19 protein-coding genes are annotated in these 24,227 nt (G+C 46.6%); 16 read left to right on the forward strand and 3 right to left on the reverse strand.

From position 1 onward, the window contains the following. Positions 1–294 precede the first annotated feature (294 nt). Both thiE and thiM read right to left on the reverse strand, forming a co-directional pair. A complete protein-coding gene (gene thiE / locus FTO70_RS06715; RefSeq protein ID WP_255335032.1) occupies positions 295–939 on the reverse strand; it encodes a thiamine phosphate synthase in 645 nt (214 codons plus the stop codon). Positions 940–993: 54 nt separating this feature from the next. After that, positions 994–1,779 (reverse strand): hydroxyethylthiazole kinase, encoded by a 786-nt coding sequence (thiM, locus tag FTO70_RS06720; RefSeq protein WP_255334974.1) that lies wholly within the window; start codon positions 1,777–1,779, stop codon positions 994–996. Between the two features lie 780 nt (positions 1,780–2,559). Here thiM and FTO70_RS06725 point away from each other — a divergent pair. From FTO70_RS06725 to FTO70_RS06755, 7 genes are all read left to right on the forward strand, one after another. Next, on the forward strand, positions 2,560–4,098 hold the full coding sequence (locus FTO70_RS06725) for a class I SAM-dependent DNA methyltransferase (protein WP_255334975.1): 1,539 nt from the start codon (positions 2,560–2,562) through the stop codon (positions 4,096–4,098). Continuing rightward, a complete protein-coding gene (locus FTO70_RS18030) occupies positions 4,095–5,285 on the forward strand; it encodes a restriction endonuclease subunit S (protein WP_255334976.1) in 1,191 nt (396 codons plus the stop codon). Before FTO70_RS06725 ends, FTO70_RS18030 begins: the two co-directional genes overlap by 4 nt. Positions 5,286–5,330: 45 nt before the next feature. After that, entirely contained in the window at positions 5,331–8,768 is a 3,438-nt protein-coding gene (locus FTO70_RS06735) for a DEAD/DEAH box helicase family protein (protein ID WP_255334977.1), read from the forward strand. Between the two features lie 21 nt (positions 8,769–8,789). After that, entirely contained in the window at positions 8,790–10,436 is a 1,647-nt protein-coding gene (locus tag FTO70_RS06740; RefSeq protein ID WP_255334978.1) for a DUF262 domain-containing protein, read from the forward strand. Positions 10,437–10,746: 310 nt separating this feature from the next. After that, positions 10,747–11,193, forward strand: coding sequence for a hypothetical protein (locus tag FTO70_RS06745; RefSeq protein WP_255334979.1), 447 nt, complete (start codon positions 10,747–10,749; stop codon positions 11,191–11,193). Further along, entirely contained in the window at positions 11,190–11,477 is a 288-nt protein-coding gene (locus FTO70_RS06750; RefSeq protein WP_255334980.1) for a hypothetical protein, read from the forward strand. Before FTO70_RS06745 ends, FTO70_RS06750 begins: the two co-directional genes overlap by 4 nt. Next, positions 11,455–12,786: a 7-cyano-7-deazaguanine synthase gene (locus FTO70_RS06755; RefSeq protein ID WP_255334981.1), complete on the forward strand. Its 1,332-nt coding sequence runs from the start codon at positions 11,455–11,457 to the stop codon at positions 12,784–12,786. The genes FTO70_RS06750 and FTO70_RS06755 overlap by 23 nt, the downstream gene beginning before the upstream one ends. Positions 12,787–13,255: 469 nt before the next feature. Here FTO70_RS06755 and FTO70_RS06760 read toward each other — a convergent pair whose 3' ends face one another. Next, positions 13,256–13,747 carry a transcriptional regulator gene (locus FTO70_RS06760; RefSeq protein WP_255334982.1) on the reverse strand — a complete coding sequence of 164 codons (492 nt, stop codon included), beginning with the start codon at positions 13,745–13,747 and terminating at the stop codon, positions 13,256–13,258. A 246-nt stretch (positions 13,748–13,993) separates the two neighbouring features. Here FTO70_RS06760 and nifS point away from each other — a divergent pair, with 246 nt between their 5' ends. The 9 genes from nifS to FTO70_RS06805 all read left to right on the forward strand — a co-directional run bounded on the left by nifS (position 13,994) and on the right by FTO70_RS06805 (position 24,227). Next, positions 13,994–15,208: a cysteine desulfurase NifS gene (gene nifS, locus FTO70_RS06765; RefSeq protein WP_255334983.1), complete on the forward strand. Its 1,215-nt coding sequence runs from the start codon at positions 13,994–13,996 to the stop codon at positions 15,206–15,208. Between the two features lie 94 nt (positions 15,209–15,302). Next, positions 15,303–15,713, forward strand: coding sequence for a Fe-S cluster assembly scaffold protein NifU (gene nifU, locus FTO70_RS06770; RefSeq protein ID WP_255334984.1), 411 nt, complete (start codon positions 15,303–15,305; stop codon positions 15,711–15,713). Between the two features lie 17 nt (positions 15,714–15,730). After that, on the forward strand, positions 15,731–16,675 hold the full coding sequence (nadA, locus tag FTO70_RS06775) for a quinolinate synthase NadA (protein WP_304364423.1): 945 nt from the start codon (positions 15,731–15,733) through the stop codon (positions 16,673–16,675). 50 nt (positions 16,676–16,725) lie between these two features. Beyond that, entirely contained in the window at positions 16,726–17,736 is a 1,011-nt protein-coding gene (locus FTO70_RS06780; protein ID WP_255334985.1) for a radical SAM protein, read from the forward strand. A gap of 450 nt (positions 17,737–18,186) precedes the next feature. After that, the gene (gene pscS / locus FTO70_RS06785; RefSeq protein WP_255334986.1) at positions 18,187–19,566 is read left to right on the forward strand and encodes an O-phospho-L-seryl-tRNA:Cys-tRNA synthase; all 1,380 of its coding nucleotides are present in this window, start codon (positions 18,187–18,189) and stop codon (positions 19,564–19,566) included. After that, positions 19,556–21,001, forward strand: a complete 1,446-nt coding sequence (locus tag FTO70_RS06790) for an O-acetylhomoserine aminocarboxypropyltransferase/cysteine synthase family protein (protein WP_255334987.1) — start codon at positions 19,556–19,558, stop codon at positions 20,999–21,001. The genes pscS and FTO70_RS06790 overlap by 11 nt, the downstream gene beginning before the upstream one ends. A 71-nt stretch (positions 21,002–21,072) precedes the next feature. Continuing rightward, on the forward strand, positions 21,073–22,635 hold the full coding sequence (locus tag FTO70_RS06795) for a homoserine O-acetyltransferase (protein ID WP_255334988.1): 1,563 nt from the start codon (positions 21,073–21,075) through the stop codon (positions 22,633–22,635). A 49-nt stretch (positions 22,636–22,684) separates the two neighbouring features. Next, positions 22,685–23,233, forward strand: a complete 549-nt coding sequence (locus FTO70_RS06800; RefSeq protein ID WP_255334989.1) for a threonyl-tRNA synthetase editing domain-containing protein — start codon at positions 22,685–22,687, stop codon at positions 23,231–23,233. 277 nt (positions 23,234–23,510) lie between these two features. Then, positions 23,511–24,227 (forward strand): type 1 glutamine amidotransferase, encoded by a 717-nt coding sequence (locus FTO70_RS06805; protein WP_255334990.1) that lies wholly within the window; start codon positions 23,511–23,513, stop codon positions 24,225–24,227.

Raw genomic sequence — 24,227 nt, forward strand, 5'->3', positions numbered from 1 at the left:
TTTGAACTATCCGGGAATGTCCCTGGAGAATTTTTCGAACTGAATTTCTGCAGTTTCATCCTTCTGTAAAAATGCGGGCGTTTTTACAAATTGAGCCGTCTGTAGAACGGCCCTTTTATTCACAATTGTGAATATGGGTTATAATATTAAAACTTGTGGTCTAACGATGCCTTTACGCATCTACGGGAAAAAATTTAAGGTATAATTAATTTCCCGATAATGGAAAAAAAGAATTTATAAAAGAATACATTTTCAAATAATATAATATGAAAAATTAAAGAAAAGAGTCAGGATTTACGCCGTCTTATTCCCCAGGATGATCTCTATAAATTCCTTTGTTTCCCTTTTTACATCATCACTGCATACTATTGCAGAAATTGCAACCAGGCTGTCAGCCCCGCTTTCAACTACAATCCTGCAGTTTTCCCTGTTTATTCCGCCGATAGCGACTACGGGAATTTTTATGGCACTTTTAACTTCCCTTATCATATCAGGCCCGATTCCATTTCCAGCATCCTTTTTGGTAGACGTATTGAATATGGGTCCGAGCCCGACATAATCAGCCCCGTTTTTTTCGGCTTCAATAGCCTCATCCCTGTTATGGACGGTAAGCCCAATTATCTTCCCGGCCCCGAGAAGTCTTCTTGCGGTATCAATTGGCATGTCATCCTGGCCGATATGCACCCCGTCGGCACCAACCGCTAAAGCAACATCGATTCTGTCGTTCACCAGAAATATTGCATTTTCCCTGCATATGCTCCTGATTTCGGATGCTTCGTTTATCATTTCTTTTGTGCTTTTGTTTTTCTCCCGGTACTGGATAATCCTGCAGCCTGATTCAACTGCCGCTTTTACATCGGATAAAGTACCTTTCTTTGAGAGTTCGGAATCCGTCACAAGGTAAAAGTCAATCTCTTCTAACAGGAGTTTCTGGTTCATTGCTGGCATGTTTATCAGAGTCGAAATTTTGTGGAAGGTCAGGTTTATTCCAGGTTAGCATTCTTCAAAGTTCATCTTATTTTTTACCATTTCATCCGTGAGGTTGAATACCTCATCATACAAATTCACCTTAAAGCTCCCGGGACCGTTTGCCTTTTCGGCTGCAAGTTCCCCGGCAACTCCAAAGCAGCAAAGGGCATCTCTGGCAGCACCGCAGTAATCGGGATTGACCGCAGCAAAGGAACCGATTATCGAGGCAGCCACGCACCCGGTCCCGACAATTGACCCCATCAGCTCATGCCCGTTCTTTACGATAAATGTCTTTTCTCCGTCACTTACTATGTCTTCTTTTCCTGTCATCACGACAGTGCAGGCCTTTGCTTTTGCAAGCCCTTTTGCAACCTGCCTGGGGTCGGCATCGATTGAAGTTGCTTCAACTCCTTTCGTCTCAGCGTTTTCGCCTGCCAGTTTTGCGATTTCGGAATAGTTGCCCTTGATGACATCGATGCGGACGGAGTCAAGGATTTTTGCAGCCATCTCGTCCCTGAACTTCGTAGCCCCGACCCCCACTGCATCGAGCACAACCGGGATTCCCTTCTCGTTTGCAGCAGCAGCAGAGAGAAGCATAGAATCGATGATTTCAACTGTCAGGGTCCCGATATTGAGCACGAGAGCAGACGAGATCCCGGTCATGTCGGCACATTCTTCAGGGGCATGAGCCATCACGGGGAGGGCTCCTATTGCCCTTGTCATGTTTGCGCAGTCGTAAATGGTTACCCAGTTGGTGATGTGGTGGACCAGGGGTTTTGTTTCCCTTATTGTTTTTAGCGGGTTTTGCATAAGTATTCCTCGATGTTCCTCAATGTTCCTCGATATTCCTCGGTAAGCCGGAAGCATTCGTCCGTTATGAACCTCATAAACAGTTATTTAAATATTATTATAGGGCATGTCCAGAGGCAGATAATATCAACATGATAAATATAAAATATAAATTATATAAACTTCTTCCTCGTACCGGTTAAGCTTCTCAGCTTTACAAAACCATAACTTTACAAAACCGGAGATGTAAGTTGCAAAGGAATTCGATACGAAAAATCTTTTGCTTTTCTATAGTGGTCTTCAGATTTCCTTTCCGGTAATCCTTTTTATTCTTCACTTCGCTGATCCCCGGGCTCTCACCGGGTGCCGAAGGCAGCCGGCCTTTTCCAGATGTAAAAGAAAAGACAAAAAACCGAATAGAATGACCCCGCCAGTTCAGGGTTTCAGGCTACAATAACCCAAAATCAGTTTTAATTTTAAAGAATTTTTAACGTTAAGGAGCAGACTTAGCCTGTGCCTGACCTGCTTCATATGAAGGCACTGGAAGGAAAAGAACGATTTAAGATAGAGAAATCTATCCTTAAATTTGAGAATATTGTGAAAAAGAGCAAAGGTTAAAAAGATTAGCGAGTATACCTGAACAGAAAATCTTGAAAGAATAAAAATCGAAGCCAATCGAAACCCTCATTATAATACAATGAAAACAGACGTCAGGCTAAAAATGATTGAAAATAACGTTAACCTTACCACAATAGACGAGCAGCATCCGAAGCTGCAAGCCGGGATTACAGAGGAATAAAAATGATAAACGGTGAACTGAAAAACAAAATCGACCGCATCTGGGACGTTTTCTGGTCAAGCGGCATCTCCAACCCCCTTGAAGTTATCGAGCAAATTACTTACCTTCTATTTTTACGGCGGCTGGACGAACTCCACACGCTGGAAGAAAACAGATCAGCCCGCCTCAAACGCCCCATGGAGCGCCGCATTTTCCCCGAAGGCGAGGACCAGAAAGGCCTCCCTTACGAATCGATGCGCTGGTCACGCTTCAAGAACTCCTCTCCGGCTGAGATGTATACAATAGTGGGCGAGCACGTCTTCCCCTTCCTCCGCACCCTCGGCGGGGACAATTCCACCTATGCCCACCACATGAAAGACGCCCGCTTCACCATCCCCACGCCTGCCCTGCTGTCCAGAGTCGTAGACATGCTCGACGACGTGCCCATGGAAGACCGCGATACCAAAGGCGACCTCTATGAATACATGCTCGGCAAGATCGCAACAGCCGGGCAGAACGGCCAGTTCCGTACCCCGCGCCACATCATCCAGCTTATGGTTGAGCTGACTGCCCCCCAGCCAACCGACATAATCTGCGACCCCGCATGCGGCACAGCCGGCTTTCTCGTAGCTGCCGGCGAAAACCTGCGTAAGCACCACCCCCAGCTCCTCCACGACGCAAAGTTAAAACAGCACTTCCACCACGGTATGTTCCACGGCTTCGACTTCGACAACACCATGCTCCGCATCGGCAGCATGAACATGCTCCTGCACGGCGTGGAAAACCCCGACATCCGCTACCGCGACTCCCTTGCCCAGGACTATGCCAGCGACGAAGAAGCTTACACGCTCGTCCTTGCAAATCCGCCCTTTGCCGGCAGCCTGGACTATGAGAGCACTTCCAAAGAACTCCAGAAGGTCGTCAAGACCAAAAAGACCGAACTGCTTTTCGTAGCCCTTTTCATGCGCCTGCTCAAACCCGGCGGCCGGGCAGCCGTAATCGTCCCCGACGGCGTGCTCTTCGGCTCCAGCAAAGCCCACAAGGAACTTCGCCGCATGCTTGTTGAAGAGCAGAAGCTTGATGCGATTGTTTCACTTCCGAGCGGCGTTTTCAAGCCCTATGCCGGCGTTTCGACTGCCATCCTCCTTTTCACCAAAACCAACTCCGGAGGCACAGACAATGTCTGGTTCTACGACATGAAAGCTGACGGCTGGAGCCTTGACGATAAGCGCAATCCTCTCCTGAGCGAGGACAAACTGGGCCCTGTTCCCTCAACCGAACTTTCCGGGGACGAGCACGCCAGAAACAACCTTCCCGATGTCCTTGCCCGCTGGCAGGAACGCAATAACAGCGAACTCAAACGTGCCAGAACCGAGAAGAGCTTCTGCGTGCCAAAAGCCGACATCGCAATCCAGGGCTACGACCTTTCCCTCAACCGCTACAAGGAAGTTGTGCATGAGGAAGTGGAATACAGAGCCCCGAAAGAGATACTTGAAAGCCTCGCAAAGCTGGAAGCCGAGATTCAGCAGGGGATGAAAGAACTGGAAGGGATGCTGAAGTGAAAGCTAAGTGGCCAACAGTGCGTCTTGATGAGTGTTGTGAGATTGTTTCTGGTGCAACACCTAGAACTTCGAATGATGAGTACTGGGATGGTGACATCTACTGGGCTACACCAAAGGATTTGAGTGATCTTGATGGTGCATATATTTCAGATACGCCTCGAAAGTTAACCCGCTCTGGATTGGAGAGCTGTGCAGCGGCGATTCTTCCAGCAGGTTCTGTGTTATTCAGTTCCCGAGCTCCCATAGGTCATGTAGCAATAAACACAATACCAATGGCAACAAACCAAGGTTTCAAAAGTTTCGTTCCAAAAACCGACAAAATTCATGCAAAATTTTTGTATTATTGGCTCCGCACTAAGCGGTCTTATCTGGAAAGTCTCGGAAATGGTGCAACTTTCAAAGAAGTCTCAAAATCTGTAATTTCACGTGTTAAAATTGCTCTCCCTCCTTTAGAGGAACAAAGAAGAATTGCAGATATTCTGGACCGTGCGGAGGCTCTCCGGGCCAAACGTCGAGCAGCCCTTGCCCAGCTCGATGAGCTCACAGAAGCCGTTTTTATCGAGATGTTCGGTGATCCTGTAGCTAATCCCAAAGGATGGCAATGTGTTCTACTTGGTAAGTACACTACAAAAATTGGTAGTGGAGCTACACCAACAGGTGGAGAATCCGCGTACAAAAAATCTGGAATCTCATTAATTCGCAGCCTAAACGTTCGAGATGGAGAATTTACATATAAAGATCTTGCATTCATAGACGAACAACAAGCCAGAAAACTCGCGAATGTACAGGTTGAAGAAAACGATGTTCTTTTGAATATTACTGGAGCCTCAGTTGCTCGTGTATGTAGAGTTCCTAAAACAATTTTGCCAGCACGAGTAAATCAGCACGTCTCTATAATTAGACCGAACTCCAATCTAAATTTTATATTCCTTGAGCAATTGCTGCTATCACCTAGTATGAAAAGAAAACTACTGAGAATCAGCGGGGCTGGTGCAACACGAGAAGCAATCACCAAAGCACAACTTGAAGAGTTTGAAGTGATTCTTCCTCCACTCATTCTCCAAAAAGAATTTGCTCACAGAATTGCTACTATGGAAAAGCTAAAAGCTGTGCACAAAGCCTCTTTAGCAGAACTGGATGAGCTTTTTGCGTCTCTCCAGCACCGCGCTTTCAGGGGGGAACTGTAAGATGGACACCGCTGCCCATAAACTCAGCTCCAACGGAGGAGATCTATGACCAACTTTGCCTTTCTCGAAGCCGAATGGCCTTCTTTGTATGAGGCAGCCGAAAAAGTCTCAAATGCAGTTTATCCTGACCCTCGTACTGCCTGTTTTTACGCTCGCAGGGCGCTGGAGCTGGCTGTGCAGTGGATGTATAAGCACGACTCTGCACTGCTCCTGCCGTATCAGGACAATTTGAGTGCTCTTATCCATGAGCCTACATTCAAGGAAGTTGCGGGAGAGGCAATTTTCAACAAGGCACGGGTCATTACCCGGCTTGGAAACCAGGCCGTGCACAGCAACCGTGCCATCCTGGAATACGATTCAGTGACAGCCGTGCGTGAACTTTTCCATATAAGCTACTGGCTGGCACGCACCTATGCCAGGGAAGGGAAGCCTGAACCGGGACTGGGCTTTAACCCTGAAGACCTGCCAAAAACAACTGTCCCGAAGCAGACGATAGAGCAGCTCCAGAAGCTGGAAACAAACCTGCGGGAAAAGGACGAAAAACTTTCCGGGCTGCTTGCCGACAAATCCGCACTGGACGAAGAACTCAAACGCCTGCGGGCTGAGGTTGCGAAAGCAAAGAAAGCGGCAGCAGCACAGCCGGATACCCACGATTATTCCGAAGCTCAGACCAGGGACTACTTTATCGACCTGCTGCTCAAGGAGGCTGGCTGGGCGCTGGACCAGCCCCGCGACCGGGAGTTTGAAGTCTCAGGCATGCCGAACGGAAGCGGGGTCGGTTTTGTAGATTACGTGCTCTGGGGCGACGACGGGAAGCCCCTTGCCCTCGTGGAAGCAAAACGTACCAGGCGCGATCCTCGGATTGGCCAGCAGCAGGCAAAACTCTACGCCGACTGCCTGGAAAAACAGTTCGGGCAGAGGCCGGTGATCTTCTACTCAAACGGGTACGAAAACTGGATATGGGATGATGCCAGCTATCCTCCGAGGCAGGTGCAGGGCTTCTACAAAAAAGCTGAACTGGAACTGCTTATCCAGCGGCGCAGGAGCCGGCGGTCCCTCTGCAAAGCCGAGATTGATTCCTCCATTGTCGAACGCTACTATCAGACCCGTGCCATCCGCCGCATCGGGGAAGCTTTTGAACAGGACAATGACCGGAAAGCCCTGGTAGTAATGGCAACAGGCGCAGGCAAGACCCGAACTGTAATTGCACTCTGCGATCTGCTTATGCGCTGCAACTGGGTCAAAAGGGTGCTGTTCCTTGCCGACCGGGTGGCGCTTGTCAACCAGGCGGTAAATGCCTTCAAGCTTCACCTGCCCGATTCCTCACCTGTAAACCTTGTCACGGAAAAGGATACAGAGGGGCGCGTGTTCGTTTCGACCTATCCGACAATGATGAAACAGATAGAAGAGATGAACAACGGGCAGCGCCGCTTTGGAGTCGGGCACTTCGACCTCGTGATCATCGACGAGGCACACCGATCGGTTTTCAAGAAATACAAAGCTATTTTCGACTACTTCGATTCCCTGCTTGTGGGCCTTACGGCAACGCCAAAAAATGAAATCGAGCGCAATACCTACAGCCTCTTTGACCTCGAAAACGGCGTTCCCACCGATGCCTACCATCTGGATGAAGCCGTAAAAGACGGTTTTCTGGTCCCGGCAAAAGCGGTTTCGGTGCCGCTGAAATTCCAGCGCCAGGGGATCAATTACGACGAGCTTTCCGACGAAGATAAAGAGCAGTGGGACGCGCTGGAGTGGGACGAGGACGGGGAAATCCCTGACCGGGTAGAAGCCGAAGCCGTGAACAGGTGGCTGTTTAACAAGGATACCGTGGACAAAGTGCTGGCGCACCTGATGACCCGGGGGCTGAAAGTCGCCGGAGGCGACCGCCTGGGCAAGACCATCCTCTTTGCCAAAAACCAGGCTCATGCTGAATATATTGCCGAACGGTTCAATGCCAATTATCCGCATTACAAGGGTGAGTTTGCCCGTGCTATCACTTTCAAGATCGAGTACGCCCAGAGCCTGATAGACAATTTCTCAACCAGGGAAAAAGCCCCGCATATTGCCCTCTCGGTGGACATGCTCGACACCGGGATCGACGTACCGGAGGTCGTGAACCTGGTGTTCTTCAAACTTGTCCGTTCCAAAACAAAGTTCTGGCAGATGGTGGGACGCGGAACCAGGCTCTGTCCGGACCTTTTCGAACCTGGAAAAGACAAACAGTTCTTTTATCTTTTCGATTACTGCCAGAACCTGGAGTTCTTCAGCCAGGATCCGGAAACCACCGACGGCACAATTGGGGAGTCTCTGGGCACACGCCTGTTCAAGTCCCGGCTTGATTTAATTTCCGAGCTGGACAGCAGGCTTGAGAATTATATCGACTGCGAAGTCGGCGTGGAGACCCGGGAAATATATGGTGAGCCAAAAACGGAAGCCGAAGTCCGCTGCTCGGTTGCCAGAATGCTGCACAGTGAAATTGCCTCGATGAACGTGGAAAACTTCGTCGTCAGGCCAAAGAGAAAGCTGGTAGAGAAATATTCCAGTCCCGATGCCTGGGTGAAGCTCTCCCGCGAAGAACTCTCTGAGCTTTCCTATGAAGTAGCCGGCCTGCCCTCGGAACTGGAACCTGAAGCGGAAGAAGCTAAGCGTTTTGACCACCTGGTACTGAACCTGCAGCTGGCTTTACTGCGTGCGGAACCCGCCTTTGAGCGCCTGTGCAGGCAGGTGAGGGAAATTGCAGGCCTGCTGGAAGAGAAATCAGCCATCCCGATGGTAAGGGACCAGATGGCTCTGATTCTGGATGTGCAGACCGATGAATGGTGGGAGAATGTGACAACTCCCATGCTGGAAACGCTTCGACGGCGCCTGCGCGACCTGGTAAAGCTGATCGAAAAGCGCCACCGGAAGCCCATTTACACCGACTTCGAGGACGTTATGGGCGGCGAAACCGATGTGGAGCTGCCGGGCTTTGTTTCAGCCGGAGATTTCGAGAAATTCCGTGCCAAGACCCGGGCTTTCCTCCTTGAACACCAGGACCTTCCAGTCATTCATAAGCTCAGGATGAACATAGCTCTAACTGCGGATGACCTTGAAGAATTGGAGCAGATACTCTCTAAAAGCGGCCTGGGCGGACCTGAAGAAATCGCCCGCGCCAGAGAGGAATCGCACGGGCTTGGCCTTTTCGTGCGTTCAATGGTGGGGCTGGATAGGGAAGCTGCAAAGCAGGCGCTTTCCATATTCCTTTTAGGCAAGACTCTTAACGCAAACCAGATCGAATTCATAAACCATATCATAAACCATCTTACCGAACACGGCGCAATAGATGCTGCCCTGCTTTACGAATCCCCCTTCACAGACCTTACGCCGCTGGGCCCTGACGGGCTCTTTACCTCCACTCAGGTGGATGAGTTGATAGCGGCTCTGGAGCACATTACGGCAACAGCACTGGCATCATCGGGTTCGCAAGAAACTATAGCTTGAGGGTCGTTGAAATGTTTAAAATTGAAGTATGGAAGTGAAGTGATGTTACAGCCTCAAAACCAAAACAAAAAATATGAACATTTGTTTTCAGATATAGATCAGGGATATCTAAAGATCCCCAAATTCCAGAGAGATTTTGTTTGGAGTCAAGCTAAAACAGCCAGGTTAATTGACAGTATCATCAAAGGTTTTCCAATTGGAACTTTTATATTCTGGAAAACTCGTGAGGAATTACGCCATGTAAGAAACCTGGGAAATATCGATCTTCCAGAAACACCAAAAGGTGATGCTGTTTCATATGTTTTGGATGGGCAGCAACGTATTACTTCACTATATGCTCTAAGGAAAGGTCTGAAAATCACAACAAATGATAAAAAAGATGTTGACTACAAAGATATCTATGTCAACCTTGGATTTGAGCCGGATTCTGATGAAGAAGTTGTTTCCGTAGAAAAACCTGAAGAGTATTCTTCAATTTCTGTTTACGATCTTTTAAATTCAAGTCTCGTAAACTTAATGAAAAAATACAATGACTATGAACTGGAAAAGATCGAAAAATACCAGAAACGTCTTACTAATTACGATTTTTCAACTATAGTAATCTCTGATTACCCTATCGATATTGCCTGTGAAATATTTACCCGCATCAATACCAGCGGACAGGAACTAACTCTTTTTGAAATCATGGTTGCAAAAACCTATGATCAGGAACTTAATTTTGACCTTGCCAGAGAATATTCCAATCTTATTTGCAATGAAGCAGGCGAAAAAGATCTTAAAGATGCCGGATTTGATACGATACCTTCCTCTACGGTTCTTCAATGTGTATCGGCACATCTCTGCCAGCAGGTCAGGCGGAAAGACATTTTAAAACTAAACAAGCGTGAATTCATAGATAGTTGGTATACTGTGAAAGAAGGAATATTTTCTGCAGTTGACTATGTAAGGACTCAACTGCGAATTCCCGTATCCAAACTATTACCTTACAATGCTTTACTGGTCCCGCTTTCATATTTCTTTATCAGAAATGGAGGAGAAAGCCCAACAAACCTTCAAAACAAGCTTCTTACTCAATATTTCTGGTGGGCATCTCTTTCAAATCGTTTTTCCTCGGGAGCCGAGGGAAAAATTGACACTGATTTAAAAAAGATGGATGATATCCTAAACAAACAACCCCCCAGTTATCGCGGAGAAGAATTAGACCTGACAATTGATAAGTTGAGATGGTACTGGTTCAGCACCGGGGATGCTTTTTGTAAAGCGATCTTATGTCTTTACGCTTATTTCGAGCCAAAATCTTTCAGATCCAACAGTATTGTAAAAATCGATAACTCATGGCTGAAAGTTTCAACAAGCAAAAATTATCACCATTTCTTCCCAAAAAGTTACGTGAAAAAACAAGGTATCGAGGAGTGGAAAGGGAATTCAATTCTGAATGTAACCATAGTAGACGATTACCTGAATAAGAGTGAAATTGGGTCCAAAGCTCCTGGATATTACATGAAGAAATTTGAAGAAAGTAATCCTGAACTTCAAAACACCATGAAAACACATCTTATTGATGATATGGAACTTTATGGGGTATGGGGGAACGATTACGAGACATTTATAGAAAAACGCGGAGAAAGGATCCTTGAGGAAATCAATAAAAGAATTGAGCCAATTTAATGATAAGATAATTTCAAGAGGAAGACGATCATCCTTCAAATGAGATGATGATAACCGAAGATTCCTGTAGAAGGAAATTGTCGCTGAACTGCGGTGACAATTCGTTGAGCAAATTGTCTACTCACTGCTTAGACAATTGAGCCTGAAAAATTAAGCAGATCATCTGCTAGAAAGTCCCCCCTAAATTGTGCAGCGGCTTGCTGCACAATCTACCTCATTCTGCCTGAAACCTGATAGAAACTACCTGTAAGAATGTTTTAACATAACAAAATGAAAAGAGTTATAAAGTATACCGATAACTCTTAAAATAATGGGTGGAAGAAAAAGTTATTCTGCTAATGCTTTATTGGGAAGTGGAAGAGCTACAAATCAGAGAGTAGAAAAACTTCAGTCCACACTAAAAGAAGAAGATAACGAAAAAGCTGTGTTACAACTTCTTCAAGTCTTAGCTAGCTCAGATCCAGCCCTAAGTACTATTTTGTTAACAGCTAAAATTCTAACTTTAGCCTATAAGATCTACACTGAAGTTGAAAGCGAATATAAAGAAAGTGGTGATTATGCCACTGCAGTACCCAATGCAATTTTGAAAGTTGCGGGAGATTCAATAGGAAATAAAAAACAGATAATCATTGAAAACGGAGTGAAAATTTGTTGGAATAAAGTAAAAGAAGAAAATGATATAGATGTAAAAAATTCGGAGGTTGATGAAGTTGTGACTTCAGTAGCCACCGAGACAATTTTGGAGATTCTTCAATGACCACATTAAGTTTTGAAGATTTTATGATAAAAGCATATTCTAACAGCATTTATAAGATACTAAAAGCGACAATTGAATCTAAGGAAGTAAAAGGAGCTTATCTTGAAAAAGAATCTCAAGATAGAGATGATATAGATTCTTTACTTAAAGTTGAATCAAATGAAGTTGCTAAGGATTTTGTTGAAGTTTTAAAATCCAAAGGATTTCCGCAAAAAGAGATTTCTGAGGGCGAACAGAAAAAATTACTTAAGGAAATAATCGATGAACATGTCAACAAGAAGTGAAAATCTCGCCTATTTTGAATTCTATACAGCAGATGGTAAAGTAACTTCCATTAAAACCCATCAGTTTAATGAAACTTTTCTCTATGAACTTGATCCTTCTTGTAGAACCAGTAAATTTGACCTTTATAACATTGCAATTGCCTTTTTTGAACTTGAAAGACAACTGATCTTGAAGAAGAAAGTAGTAAAAATTGTCATACCAATCACCAGTAGTACATTTAATAGAATAGACCAGAAAAATGTGTTAAAAATATTAAAAAGTATTTCGTTATTTATATTTAACAAAAATATAATTTTTGAACTTAATCCTTGCTTGAATGTGAATTACCAATCAAATATGATTGAAACTGACCAAAAGTATGATTCTATCTGCCTTTTTTCAGGAGGAGCCGATAGTTTTGTAGGAGTTTTGAACGCAAAGAAAAGAAAGGATAAGGTCCTTTCGTTGTTTATATGGCATAAGAGCTCAAAGAAGCTTTGCTCTTATATAAAAACGCTAAAGACTGAATTACTAGATCAAGAGAAGATATCTTTCGAAAAAGTAAATGTTCCAGATCAGATAAAATATGGATATTCACAATCAAGAGGTTTATTGTATCTAATATGTGGTGGAATATATGCCAGCATGTATAAATCAAATAATCTTATTTTGAGTGAATGCGGAGTTACTATTTATCAACCACGTTTCGGCGAGCTTGATAAAACTACATATACATCTCACCCAGAAATACAAGCATATAGCAGGGAATTGATTAAAGAATTTCTTGGTTTAGAAATCAATATTGAAACTCCTTTTGAAAACAACACAAAATCCGAAATGTTTGCGATGGCAAGTCGAAAAGAACTCTTAAAAAACACACATTCTTGCATAACCTCGATGTATGGTAAAAACATCGGAACTTGCTATGGTTGTATGATTCGGAGAATAGGCTTTATAGTTGCCGATATTGAAGATTGTGATTATTTACATGATATTTTTACACTTGAAGATGATTCGTTTTTAGAGTATGCTAGGACTTATGGGGAAAGAAGAGTTAACGATTTTCTGGAACTCATGAAGTTCTCATTTGATGTTTTGGTCAACTACCAAAAAATGGATTACAGAAAAAAAGAAAAAATAGAAACTTATGGAAAATACGATCTTTTCAGGCGCTTTTCTCTAGACACTTTTGCTGCAATTTATATCCTTTATGAGGAAAAAAATGTCACTCTAAACCCAAGAATTAAAAATGCCTATCTGGATGCTATCAAGTATATAAGTAAAAAAGAAATTGAAGACAGAATAAGTTATGTAAGAAATCTGAAGTGAAGAATTTAATTCACCTTTGATCTCATATTCGTTGTACTGTTCTACTGTAAGTTTAGGGATGAAGATGTGAAACTGAGATAATTGAGAACCTGAAGCTGGTCCTGCGGGGGTAAAGGCTTAGGGAGATCCTACTTTTGAAGAAATAGAAGTAAAAGGCTAAGTATGTGTGGGGTTGAGATACCTCTTTAGCTATCCGTCAGCTGAGAAAAAATCTTATTGTTGTTTTGGAAATTACGTTTTTCCAAATCTCTTTTTCTACATTTTTTTGGAGAGGCGCCGCCAGGCAAGCTGGCGGGGGCATTTATCTCGATCGGATTCAAAAACGTTCTCGTGGTAAGGAAATCTCCCTCAATTAAGCCGGGGGCATAAACATTTTACAAAAGAGAAAAATACAACGCGAATGAAACGATTGGGTTTTTTACATTTTGGAAAAGTTCGGAAATTTACCCGGCCCCAAACTTTTGTCCCCTCATTCTTTTGCTTTCTCGTTTTTTTGCTTTCCTGTCTTTTTACTGCCTTTTTCCTTTTCTTCTTTTTTTTCTGCTTCCTTTTCTGTTTTTACTTCCTTTTCTGTTTTTACTTCCTTTTCTGCTTCTGCTTCCTTTTCTACTTCTTTTTCTTCTGCTTTCTTCTCCGGGCCACAGCTGCTGGCACAGCTGCTTTCAATCCCTCTTGCACTCGTGCAGATTTCACAGGCCCTTGCCACAAAGTCGTCCACTTTATTGTCGATCAGGTCCTGGGCAAGTTTTTCGATCAATTCCTTCGTCTCGCCCTGGAATTCGATCCTGTACCCTCTTTTTCCCGAAATATACTGGGAAACTGCCGACGGTGCAATCCCGAGCAACTTTGCAGAAGTTGCCTGCGACTGGCCTCTATTTACAAGTTCGATTGCAAGACTGGCCCTTATTGCGGGGACCAGATCCCACACAATCTTTTGACACGGAGTTTCCATGATTATCATCACTTTTTGAGGTATTACAATTGTGACTTACTTATATCGTTTGTGCATATATATTTTTTTATAAGATTTAAAAATAATAATAAGTTCAGGCCCGGAACATCGGGGCCCGATCCAGCCACAGGTTGTGGCATATCTGATTGGGATGATATGGGGATCTGTTAAGAAGATATTCATATAAAATTTTTTTATGCATCTCTGGCTGCTCGAGAGAAGTTGCGGGATTAAATTTATATAGTCACAATTGTTATGTTTATTCACAATTGTGAAGGTGACGCAGTGACAATTGAAAACAAGCTCATTTACATGGACAACTCTGCTACGACCCCTGTAAGAAAAGAAGTTGTTGAAGAAATGCTCCCCTACATGACAGAGAATTTCGGAAACCCTTCTTCTATCTATGAGATCGGAAAAATCTCCGGACGCGCTGTCGAAAAAGCAAGAAAGCAGGTTGCAGATGCCATAGGTGCCGAAGAGAATGAGGTCTTTTTTACATCAGGAGGCACCGAATCCGATAACTGGGCATTGAAAGGGATAGCCTTTGCAAACAGGGACAGAGGAAAGCACATAATCACCTCCTCCATCGAGCACCACGCCGTCCTGCACGCCTCTGCCTGGCTGGAGGGGCAGGGGTTTGAGATTACCTACCTCCCGGTCGATAAATACGGCATGATTTCAATTGAGGAACTGAAGAATGCAATCAGAGACGACACCATCCTCATCTCCGTAATGCTTGCAAACAATGAGATCGGGACCATTCAGCCCGTTGAAGAGATCGGAAAAATCGCACGGGAGAAAAGGATCTATTTCCACACCGATGCTGTCCAGGCAATCGGGCACGTTCCCATAGACGTCAAAAAAATGAAGCTTGACCTCCTGTCCCTTTCAGGCCACAAGTTTGAAGGGCCAAAGGGCTGCGGGGCGCTCTACATCAGGAAAGGGACAAAAATCGAAACCCTCCTTCACGGCGGGGCCCAGGAAAGAAAGCACAGGGCCGGGACCGAGAACGTCCCCGGGATCGTGGGGCTCGGGAAAGCCATCGAGCTTGCAGCAGGTGAACTTGAGGAGACGAATAAACACCTCCTGCAACTGAGATCCCGCCTGGTTGAAGGCCTCCTGAAGGTCCCAAAAACCCACCTTAACGGGCACCCCACCCGGAGGCTTGCAAACAACGTGAATGTCACGTTCGAATACATAGAGGGGGAATCCCTCCTGCTCCTGTTGAATGCAACCGGGATTTTTGCATCCACGGGAAGTGCGTGTAACTCGTCTTCGCTCGAACCCTCACATGTGCTTACAGCCTGCGGAGTCCCGCATGAGATCGTGCACGGTTCCCTGAGGCTGAGTCTCGGGAGGCTGAATACGGAAAAAGATGTTGACCGGGTGCTTGAAGCCCTGCCTGAAATAGTGCAGCGGCTCAGGAATATGTCGCCGCTGACCCCTCAGGAATACAGGACCCTGTGATGAATAAGAGGGAAGCCTGAAGGTGAAGACTGAATACAAGATGAAGGCTTTGAAACAACCTGAATATTGAAAAGCAGCACTGGAGGAAAAATCGATGGACTACAGCAAAAAGGTGATGGACCATTTCATGAACCCCCGAAACATGGGGACCCTTGAAAACTGTGATGGGATAGGAGAGGTCGGAAACGCAAAGTGCGGGGATATTATGAAGATATACCTCAGGGTCGAAGAAAATAATCTCAGGGTCGAAGATGGCAGGATCGTGGACGTGAAGTTCCAGACCTTCGGGTGCGGGGCTGCAGTTGCATCGAGCAGCATGGCAACCGAGCTTATCAAAGGAAAAACCCTGAAAGAAGCCTGGGACCTTTCAAACAAAGCCGTTGCAGAAGCCCTGGACGGGCTCCCCCCAATAAAAATGCACTGTTCAATGCTCGCAGAAGAAGCCATCCATGAGGCAATTAACGACTATCTCCTGAAAAAGGGGCTTGAGCCCTGGGAAGACTGATCCCTTAACAGGAAAACATGGACAGGAATGAGAGAATTATGGAAATTATGGAAAACGGGTTAATTGCAGAAGAAATAAAAAGACTCAAAAAAGAAAGGAACGCAATAATCCTTTCACATTTTTACACCCGCAGGGAAGTCCAGGAAGTTGCGGATTTTGTTGGGGACTCCCTTTCCCTCTGCAGGGCGGCAGTGGACTCAAAAGCTGAGGTCATAGTTTTTGCAGGCGTCCATTTCATGGCAGAATCAGCTTCAATCCTTTGCCCTGAAAAACGCGTCCTTTTGCCCGTCCCGGACGCGGGATGCCCGATGGCAGACATGGTCACCGCAAAAGCCCTCCGGGAAGAAAAAGAAAAACACCCCGATGCCGCAGTCGTCTGCTATGTGAACAGTTCGGCTGCCGTAAAAGCGGAATCGGATATCTGCTGCACCTCTGCAAATGCGGTAAATGTGGTAAATTCAATCGAAAATAGGGAGATTATCTTTGTCCCGGACCAGAACCTGGGCGCGTTTGTGTCCCTTCACACAGATAAAAAAATACACCTCTGGCCGGGGTTCTGCCACGTCCACCACAACATCGATGAAGAAGAGATAAAAAAGCTGCAGGATATGCACCCTGATGCGGAATTTCTTGCACACCCCGAATGCAGGCCCGAAGTCCTGCGCCTTGCAGACCACATCCTCAGCACCACCGGGATAATGAAAGAGGTGGAAAGGTCAGGTGCCGGAGAATTCATAATCGGGACTGAAAAAGAGCTTTATGCGAAACTGAAACGGAAATACCCGGATAAAAAATTCTATCCCGCCTCCGGGAAGGCTGTTTGCTATAATATGAAAAAAATCACCCTGGAATCAATCCTTAACAGCCTCCGGAATATGGAATATGAAGTCCGTGTTTCCGGGCAAGTAAGGGAAAAAGCGAAGAAAGCGCTTGACAGGATGCTTGAAATCAGCGGGAATTGAATCGAGGGAATTGAATCGAGGGAATTGAAACTTAAGAATGAGGAAAAACCATGGACAATGAAAGTATGTCCCCGGAAATGACGGCTGAATTAAAAGCGCTCTTACTTGCAACAGGTTCGGTTAATATTGACCCCTCCCTGCTTCCGAAGGGCCGGGCTTCGACTGCGGGCCCCGGGGCGGGCATGAGATCGGTATTTTTTAATTCCGGGGGAAAAAGGGTAAAACTCTCCATGAACAGCAGCTCCCCTTTTTCCATAGTTGAGGCTGAAAGGGAAAGCGGGAGGGTACTTCTCAGAAAGGACGGAAAAACACTTGCTGTCGGCACAATAGAACCGGCTCCTGCCCACTGCCCGAAGCAGGCTTTTGTCACCCTGTCCGAAAAATGCATTTTCGACTGCAAATACTGCCCGGTTCCCAAAATGCAGGGGCAGGTCAAAACGGATGCTGAGGTTTTGCAGGTAATTGATGAAGTGTACGAAAGAGGCGAACTGCAGGCAATCTCTATAACCTCAGGCATTGAAGAGTCCATGGAAGGCGAAGTCCTGCGCGTCCTCAGACTCCTGCCCTCCCTCAAAAAGTACGATGTTCCTGTGGGGGTCTCGGTCTATCCCACTGAAAAGTGCTCGGAACGCTTAAAAGCAGCCGGGGTTTCGGAAGTCAAGTACAATGTGGAGAGCATGGACCCCGAAATCTTCAAACTGGCCTGCGGAGAACTTTCACTGGACTATGTCCTGGATAAACTTGAAGAGGCTGTGGGGATTTTCGGGAAAAACCGGGTCTTCAGCAATTTTATCATAGGGCTAGGGGAGTCCGATGAATGTGTCGAAAAAGGAGTTGAAAAACTGGCATCAATGGGCGTGATCCCCGTCCTCCGCCCGGCAAACCCGCACCCCCTCCGGGCAGGAGATTTCACTTTCAACCGGCCTGACCAGCAGCGCCTCCTCAAACTCGCCAGCATGGAAAAGCATATCCTTTTAAAATATGGGCTGCGCCCGGACCTTGCACGGACCATGTGCTTAAAATGCACAGGCTGCGACCTTGTTCCTTTTGTAGACATCTGAGCTTTTAACTAAATTTCACATAATTTTTTGAGTCCCGAGTTTCGAACGTGTTTCCACAGTCCCTGAGGATTGTTCAGTCCCTGAGGATTGTTCAGTCCCTGAAGATTGCCGGGCCACCTGCACTGCTCCGGTGGACGGATAATTATTTATATGAAAATCACAATTGTGATTTATGTCATCACAATTGTGAATTCGGCGCACGAGATCGTAACAATTGTGAACATCTTGAATATTATCAAAAGCTGTCAGAATGGCAGAGTGGCTATGCTTCCGGCTGCAACCCGGAATTATGTGAGTTCGATTCTCACTTCTGACTTTAAAACGTAAACAATGCAACAAAAGTGTCAGAATGGCAGAGTGGCTATGCATCCGGCTGCAGACCGGAAGATGTGAGTTCGATTCTCACTTCTGACTCTATTGAAACCGGAGAAAAAGAGGTAAAAATACAGAATGGTGCAGGATATCAGGATACAGAAGACCTTTGAAGCGTTATTTGCCCTTGAGGATATAAGGGAGATTTTCAGGGAAGCTTTGCCCACGGGCCTGGATGAAACCGAAGACCGGGAATTTATGAAAAAGGTGTCAGAGCTCAAGGAAATCATAAGCGAGCTTGAAAGCGGGAAAGGAAATGTTAAAGTTTCCCGGCTTGCAGGAAACCTTCCGATCCGGGACAAAGAGGAGTCCTTCATCAATATCCAGCCAATCCAGGCAGCCGGAAGGCTTACGGTTGAGGCAAGGAAAGCTCTGATCGCATACGGGGACGGCTATTCTACCTGCGATTCATGCAAGAAGCCTTTCAGGCTGGATAAGATCACAAAACCCGGCATTGCGGACTTCCATACCGAACTTGCGGAATTCCTGAATATGGATGAAGCCAGGGTGGTCCCCGGGGCAAGAAGGGGATTTCAGGCTGTTGCCTCCTCACTGGTTGAGAAAGGGGATATTGCAATCGTTTCCGCACTTTCCCATTATACGGAATTCCTTTCGGTGGAAAACGCAGGCGGCATTGTAAAAGAGGTCCCCCTTAACGAAAACAATGTAATTACGGCCGAAGCAACCGCAGAGAAGATCGAAGCCGTAATAAGGGAGACCGGAAAGGTCCCCAAAATCGTGATGATGGACCACTTCGATTACCTGTTTGCAAACGAGCACGAGATAAAGGAAATCGCAAAGGTATCCCACCAGTACGACATTCCCCTCCTCTACAACGGGGCCTATACTGTAGGGGTAATGCCTGTTGACGGAAAAGCCCTCGGGGCGGACTTTGTTGTAGGTTCGGGCCACAAGAGCATGGCTTCGGTTGCACCCTCAGGGGTCCTTGCAACAACCGAAGAATGGGCTCCTGTTGTTTTCAGGACCACGCAGATGAAAGGCGACCTTACGGCCCGCAAGTTTGGCATAAAAGAGGTCGAGATGCTGGGCTGCACCCTGATGGGAGGAACGCTCTTCTCAATGATGGCGTCTTTTCCCGCAGTGCAGGAACGGGTAAAACACTGGGACGAAGAGGTTAACAAGTCCAATTACCTGGTCGATAAAATCCTTTCGATTTCGGGGAGCAGGGTACTATCCGAATACCCGAGAAAACACGCCCTCACGAAAATCGATACCACTGACAGCTTTGATACGGTTGCGAAAACCCACCCCAAAAGGGGTTATTACCTGCATGACGAACTTTCAAAAAGAGGCATTACCGGCGTATTTCCCGGAGCCACAAAGGCCTGGAAACTGAGCACTTACGGGCTTTCCTGGCCGAAGGTAAGGTACCTGGCCGATTCATTTGCCGAGATCGCAGAAAAATACGGGCTGGAGGTCAGAGAAAATGGAGAATGAACCTGAAAAACAAAATGTAGAGACACAAAATGTAGAGACACAAAATGTAGACGGAAACCAGACCGGAGATGGAAACCAGACCGGAAATGGAAATCAAACCGGAAATGGAAACCAGACCGGAAATGGAAATCAAACCGGAAGGAAAAGTTTAAGGAAAAAAACCCTCGAAAACCCCGGAATTTCCACCCTTGCGGTACATGCCGGAGCAAAACCGGACCCTGCTACGGGGGCAAGGTCCGTTCCGATTTACCAGACCGCAGCGTATGTATTTAACGACACGGAGCATGCGGCTGACCTTTTCGGGCTCAGGAAAGAAGGCAATATATATACCCGCCTGATGAACCCCACAACCGATGTCTTTGAGAAAAGGATCACTGCCCTTGAAAGGGGTATAGGCGCCCTTGCAACGGCTTCGGGGATGGCTGCAATCACAACAGCCCTGCTCACCTTTACGAGGCCAGGGGACGAAATCGTTTCAGGGGACAAACTCTATGGGGGAACTTACGAGCTGTTCAACTACACTTTCCCCAAACTCGGAAGGACGGTAAAATTTGTTGATTCCAGAAGGCCGGAAGAATTTGAAAATGCAATTTCGGAGAATACAAAGGCCCTCTATGTGGAATCAATCGGAAACCCGGGGCTTGATGTGGCTGACCTCGAAAAACTTGCGGGGATTGCCCACGGGGCGGGAATCCCCCTTGTTGTGGACAACACAGTCGCTCCTTTAATCTCAAAGCCGTTCGAACACGGGGTGGATATAGTCGTATATTCCGCAACAAAATTCATAGGCGGGCACGGGACTTCCATCGGAGGAGTCATTGTGGACTCCGGAAACTTTGACTGGAGCCCTGAGAAGTTCCCCGAAATCTGCGAGCCTGACCCCGGGTACCACGGCCTGGAATATAAGGAAGCCTTCGGAAAGGCAGCCTTCATTGCAAAGGCAAGGGTGCAGTTCATGAGGGATACCGGCGCCTGCATTTCCCCGTTCAACTCCTTCCTGCTGGCCCTGGGGCTTGAGACCCTCCCGCTCAGGATAAAAAAACACTGTGACAACGCCCTCGAAGTTGCAAAATACCTGGAACAGCACCCGAAGGTTTCCTGGGTCTCCTACCCGGGGCTTGAGTCCCACGGGAGCCATGCCCTTGCAAAGAAATACCTGCCAGCCGGTTCCGGAGCAATAATCGGGTTCGGGATCAAGGGCGGAGCCGCTGAGTGCAGGAAGTTTATTGAAAACCTTGAGGTCTTTTCCCACCTTGCAAACATAGGGGACGCAAAAAGCCTGGTGATCCACCCGGCTTCAACAACCCACGAACAGCTCTCAAAAGAAGAACAGCTTGCCTGCGGAGTAACCGAGGACTTTATCCGGCTTTCCATCGGGATCGAGGACGAAAAAGACCTGATCTTCGATATCGAACAGGCCCTTTCAGAGGTATGAGCATGTCAGGTTCGGCCCATAGTCCTGCTATTAAAAGCATTTTCTCGGAAAAAAATGGCCGGAATCCCGGGATGAATCTCGGGATAGTCAGCTCAATGAACTATGAAATCCCCGGCACCTTCAGGCTCGAGAGCGGAAAAACCCTTTCCGGCGTCAGGATAGAGTACGAGATGTACGGGAAAATGAACGCGGACAAAAGCAACGTTATCCTGGTCTGCCACGCCCTTACGGGAAACGCCCATGCTGCGGGCTGGCACGAAGGGGATAAGAAGCCCGGCTGGTGGGACAGTGTAATCGGCCCCAATAAGGCCTTTGACACTGAAAAATACTGCGTTATCTGTTCAAACATACTCGGGGGCTGTAAGGGCTCAACAGGCCCTTCCTCGATAAACCCGGAAACCGGAAAAACATACGGCATCTCCTTTCCCGTGATCACCATAGGGGACATGGTAAATGCCCAGAAAAAGCTGGTCGAACACCTCGGGATAAAACAGCTTTTTGCAGTTGCAGGCGGCTCCATGGGCGGGATGCAGGTGCTCCAGTGGACGGTCAGCTATCCCGGAATGGTAAAAAAAGCAATAGCGATAGCGACCACTGCCTGCACCACTCCCCAGCAGATAGCATTCGGGGCTATCGGCAGGAAAGCCATAACGGATGACCCCAGATGGAACGGAGGGGATTATTACGGAAAAGAAATCCCGTCCCAGGGGCTTTCCCTTGCCCGGATGATAGGGCATATTACATACCTCAGCGACGTTTCGATGCAAAAGAAGTTCGGAAGGGTCCAGCAGGACAAGAACGGCAGGGATAAGAACGGCAGGGATAAGAACGGCAGGGATAAGAACGGCAGGGATAAGAACGGAGGGAATCCTTCTCCAGAGGATCTTTCTCCAGAGGACCTTTCTCAGAATGATCTTTCTCCCAATTTTCAGGTTGAGAGTTACCTGAATTACCAGGGAGATAATTTTACGAAGCGTTTTGATGCCAATTCATACCTGTATATCACAAAAGCCGTTGATTTCTTTGACCTTTCAAAGAACGGGTCCCTTATTGAGGGTTTTTCCGGGGTTACTGCAAAGTATCTGGTGATCTCCGTAAGCTCGGACTGGCTCTACCCTCCTTACCAGTCCCAGGATATCGCATCGTCTCTGATTGCAAACGGGGTCGATGCAAGATACGAGGAAATCAGGTCCCAGTACGGGCACGACGCTTTCCTGCTCGAAGAGGGCCAGCTGAACTACCTGATCAGGGGCTTTCTCTCCCATATTCTCGTCCAGGACATCATGAACCGGGACTTTTGTCCCGTTTCCAGAAACGAGACAATAGAACATGCTTCAAAGCTGATGGTAAAAAAACGTGTGAACCACCTGCCGGTCGTATCGGAAGCCGGGAGGCTTGAAGGCATCGTCACCTCCTGGGATATTACAAAAGCCGTTGCCTGCAAGATAACGGAGTTGAGAGAAATAATCACTGGAGACGTCAGATACGTATTCGAAGATGAGAAAATCGAAACCGCGTCCTCAATAATGGAAAAGTACTCAATTTCCGCCCTTCCCGTCATAGACTCCGATTCCCGGGTAATAGGCATGGTTACAAGCGAGAGCATAAGCGCCCTTATCGGCAGGTTCAGTTAAGATTCAGCTAAGATTCGACTAAGATTCAACTAATTTCGATTTACGGGAGGTGCCGGAAATTAGGATAGTTTTTGTCCATGTGGATTATGCGCGATACTGTGCCAGAAAAAGAGCAAAAGCAGCAGAACCCATCAATATAAAAAGCGATTCGATGGAAGAAGGAGTCGTCCTTTACTGCTGCGTGGAGAAAAACGATGAGGACAGCCCGGCAAGTGTCATTGAAAATTCTACCGGGGAGATCATCAGGCGCCTTGAAATGATAAAGGCAAAAAGGGTCATGATATACCCTTATGCCCACCTTGCAAACGACCTGAGCAGCCCTGAAACTGCAATCGAAATACTAACCGGCCTTGAAAATTCCCTGAAAGATAGGGGCCTTGAAGTAAAAAGAGCTCCCTTCGGCTGGTACAAGGAACTGGAAACAAAAAGCAAAGGGCACCCCCTATCCGACCTTTCAATCACCGTCTGCCCCGTCGTCTGTCCTACCACTGCCTGTCCTACCACCGCCTGTCCGGAAAATGAACAGGAATGTGGAATGCTCTGCCCGTTTTGCCATAAGCAAATCGAAAAAAAGGATGCAGTTTCGTCAATTCTGTGAGTAATTTCCTGTAAGTTTTTTCTTTAACTTTTTTGTTTACTTCTTTTTCTTTAACCTCTTTTTGTTTGTATAAGTTGGAGTGGGAAAGGTTCGGAAATTAACGCCATTCTGCAATAAAAATTTTGTATTTTTATATTTTGATTTTTGATTTTTGATTTTTATATATTTGTTTTCGATACCTTTTCAACTACATTTATATATTTAACTTGAAGTTTGAGCCGATGGTCAGGTTGGTTTCGGGAAAAAATTAAAAACATAAGCTGCAAAAGAATTCAACATGAAAATCCACGTCCTCCAGCACTCCGCCCTAAACACCCTCGGCACCATCGAAGAATACGCCGAAAGCAAAAACCACCCCCTTGAGTCGACCCGCTTTTACGAAACAAAAAACCCGCCAGCCCTCAACACCTTCGACCTCCTCGTAATCATGGGCGGGCCCATGGGGATCTACGACTACGCCGAAAACCCCTGGCTGAAAGACGAAAAAGCCTTCATCAAGCAGGCCATCGGAGCGGGAAAGCCCTTGCTCGGGATCTGCCTGGGGGCGCAGCTGCTCGCCGACGTCCTCGGGGCCAGCGTCTATGAAAACGGGCACAGGGAAATGGGCTGGTTCCCTATAAGAGCAGCCCGGAAGGATGAACAGAAGCCTGAATTCCTGGAAGGGCTGCCGGAAGAGATCACAGTCTTTCACTGGCATTCCCGGACTTTTGATTTGCCGGCGGGGGCCGTGCACCTTTATGAAAGTGAGGGGTGCAGGAACCAGGCTTTCATATATGATGGAAGGGTTGTTGCGATGCAGTTCCACCCTGAAGTTCACGAAGAGAGGGTTGAATCTATGATCAGGCGGTTCGGAGACGAGATGGGAGAAGGACCGTATATTCTGAAAAAGGAGAAGATGCTCGGGCAGGAGGAGTATCTGGCCGGGACGAAGAGGTTTATTTTTTCGGTTCTGGATAAGTTTGAAAAACTGGTCAGGCGTGAAAATAAGGAATAA

Origin of the sequence: Methanosarcina sp. KYL-1 (assembly GCF_024372725.1) — an archaeon.
Lineage (GTDB): Archaea > Halobacteriota > Methanosarcinia > Methanosarcinales > Methanosarcinaceae > Methanosarcina.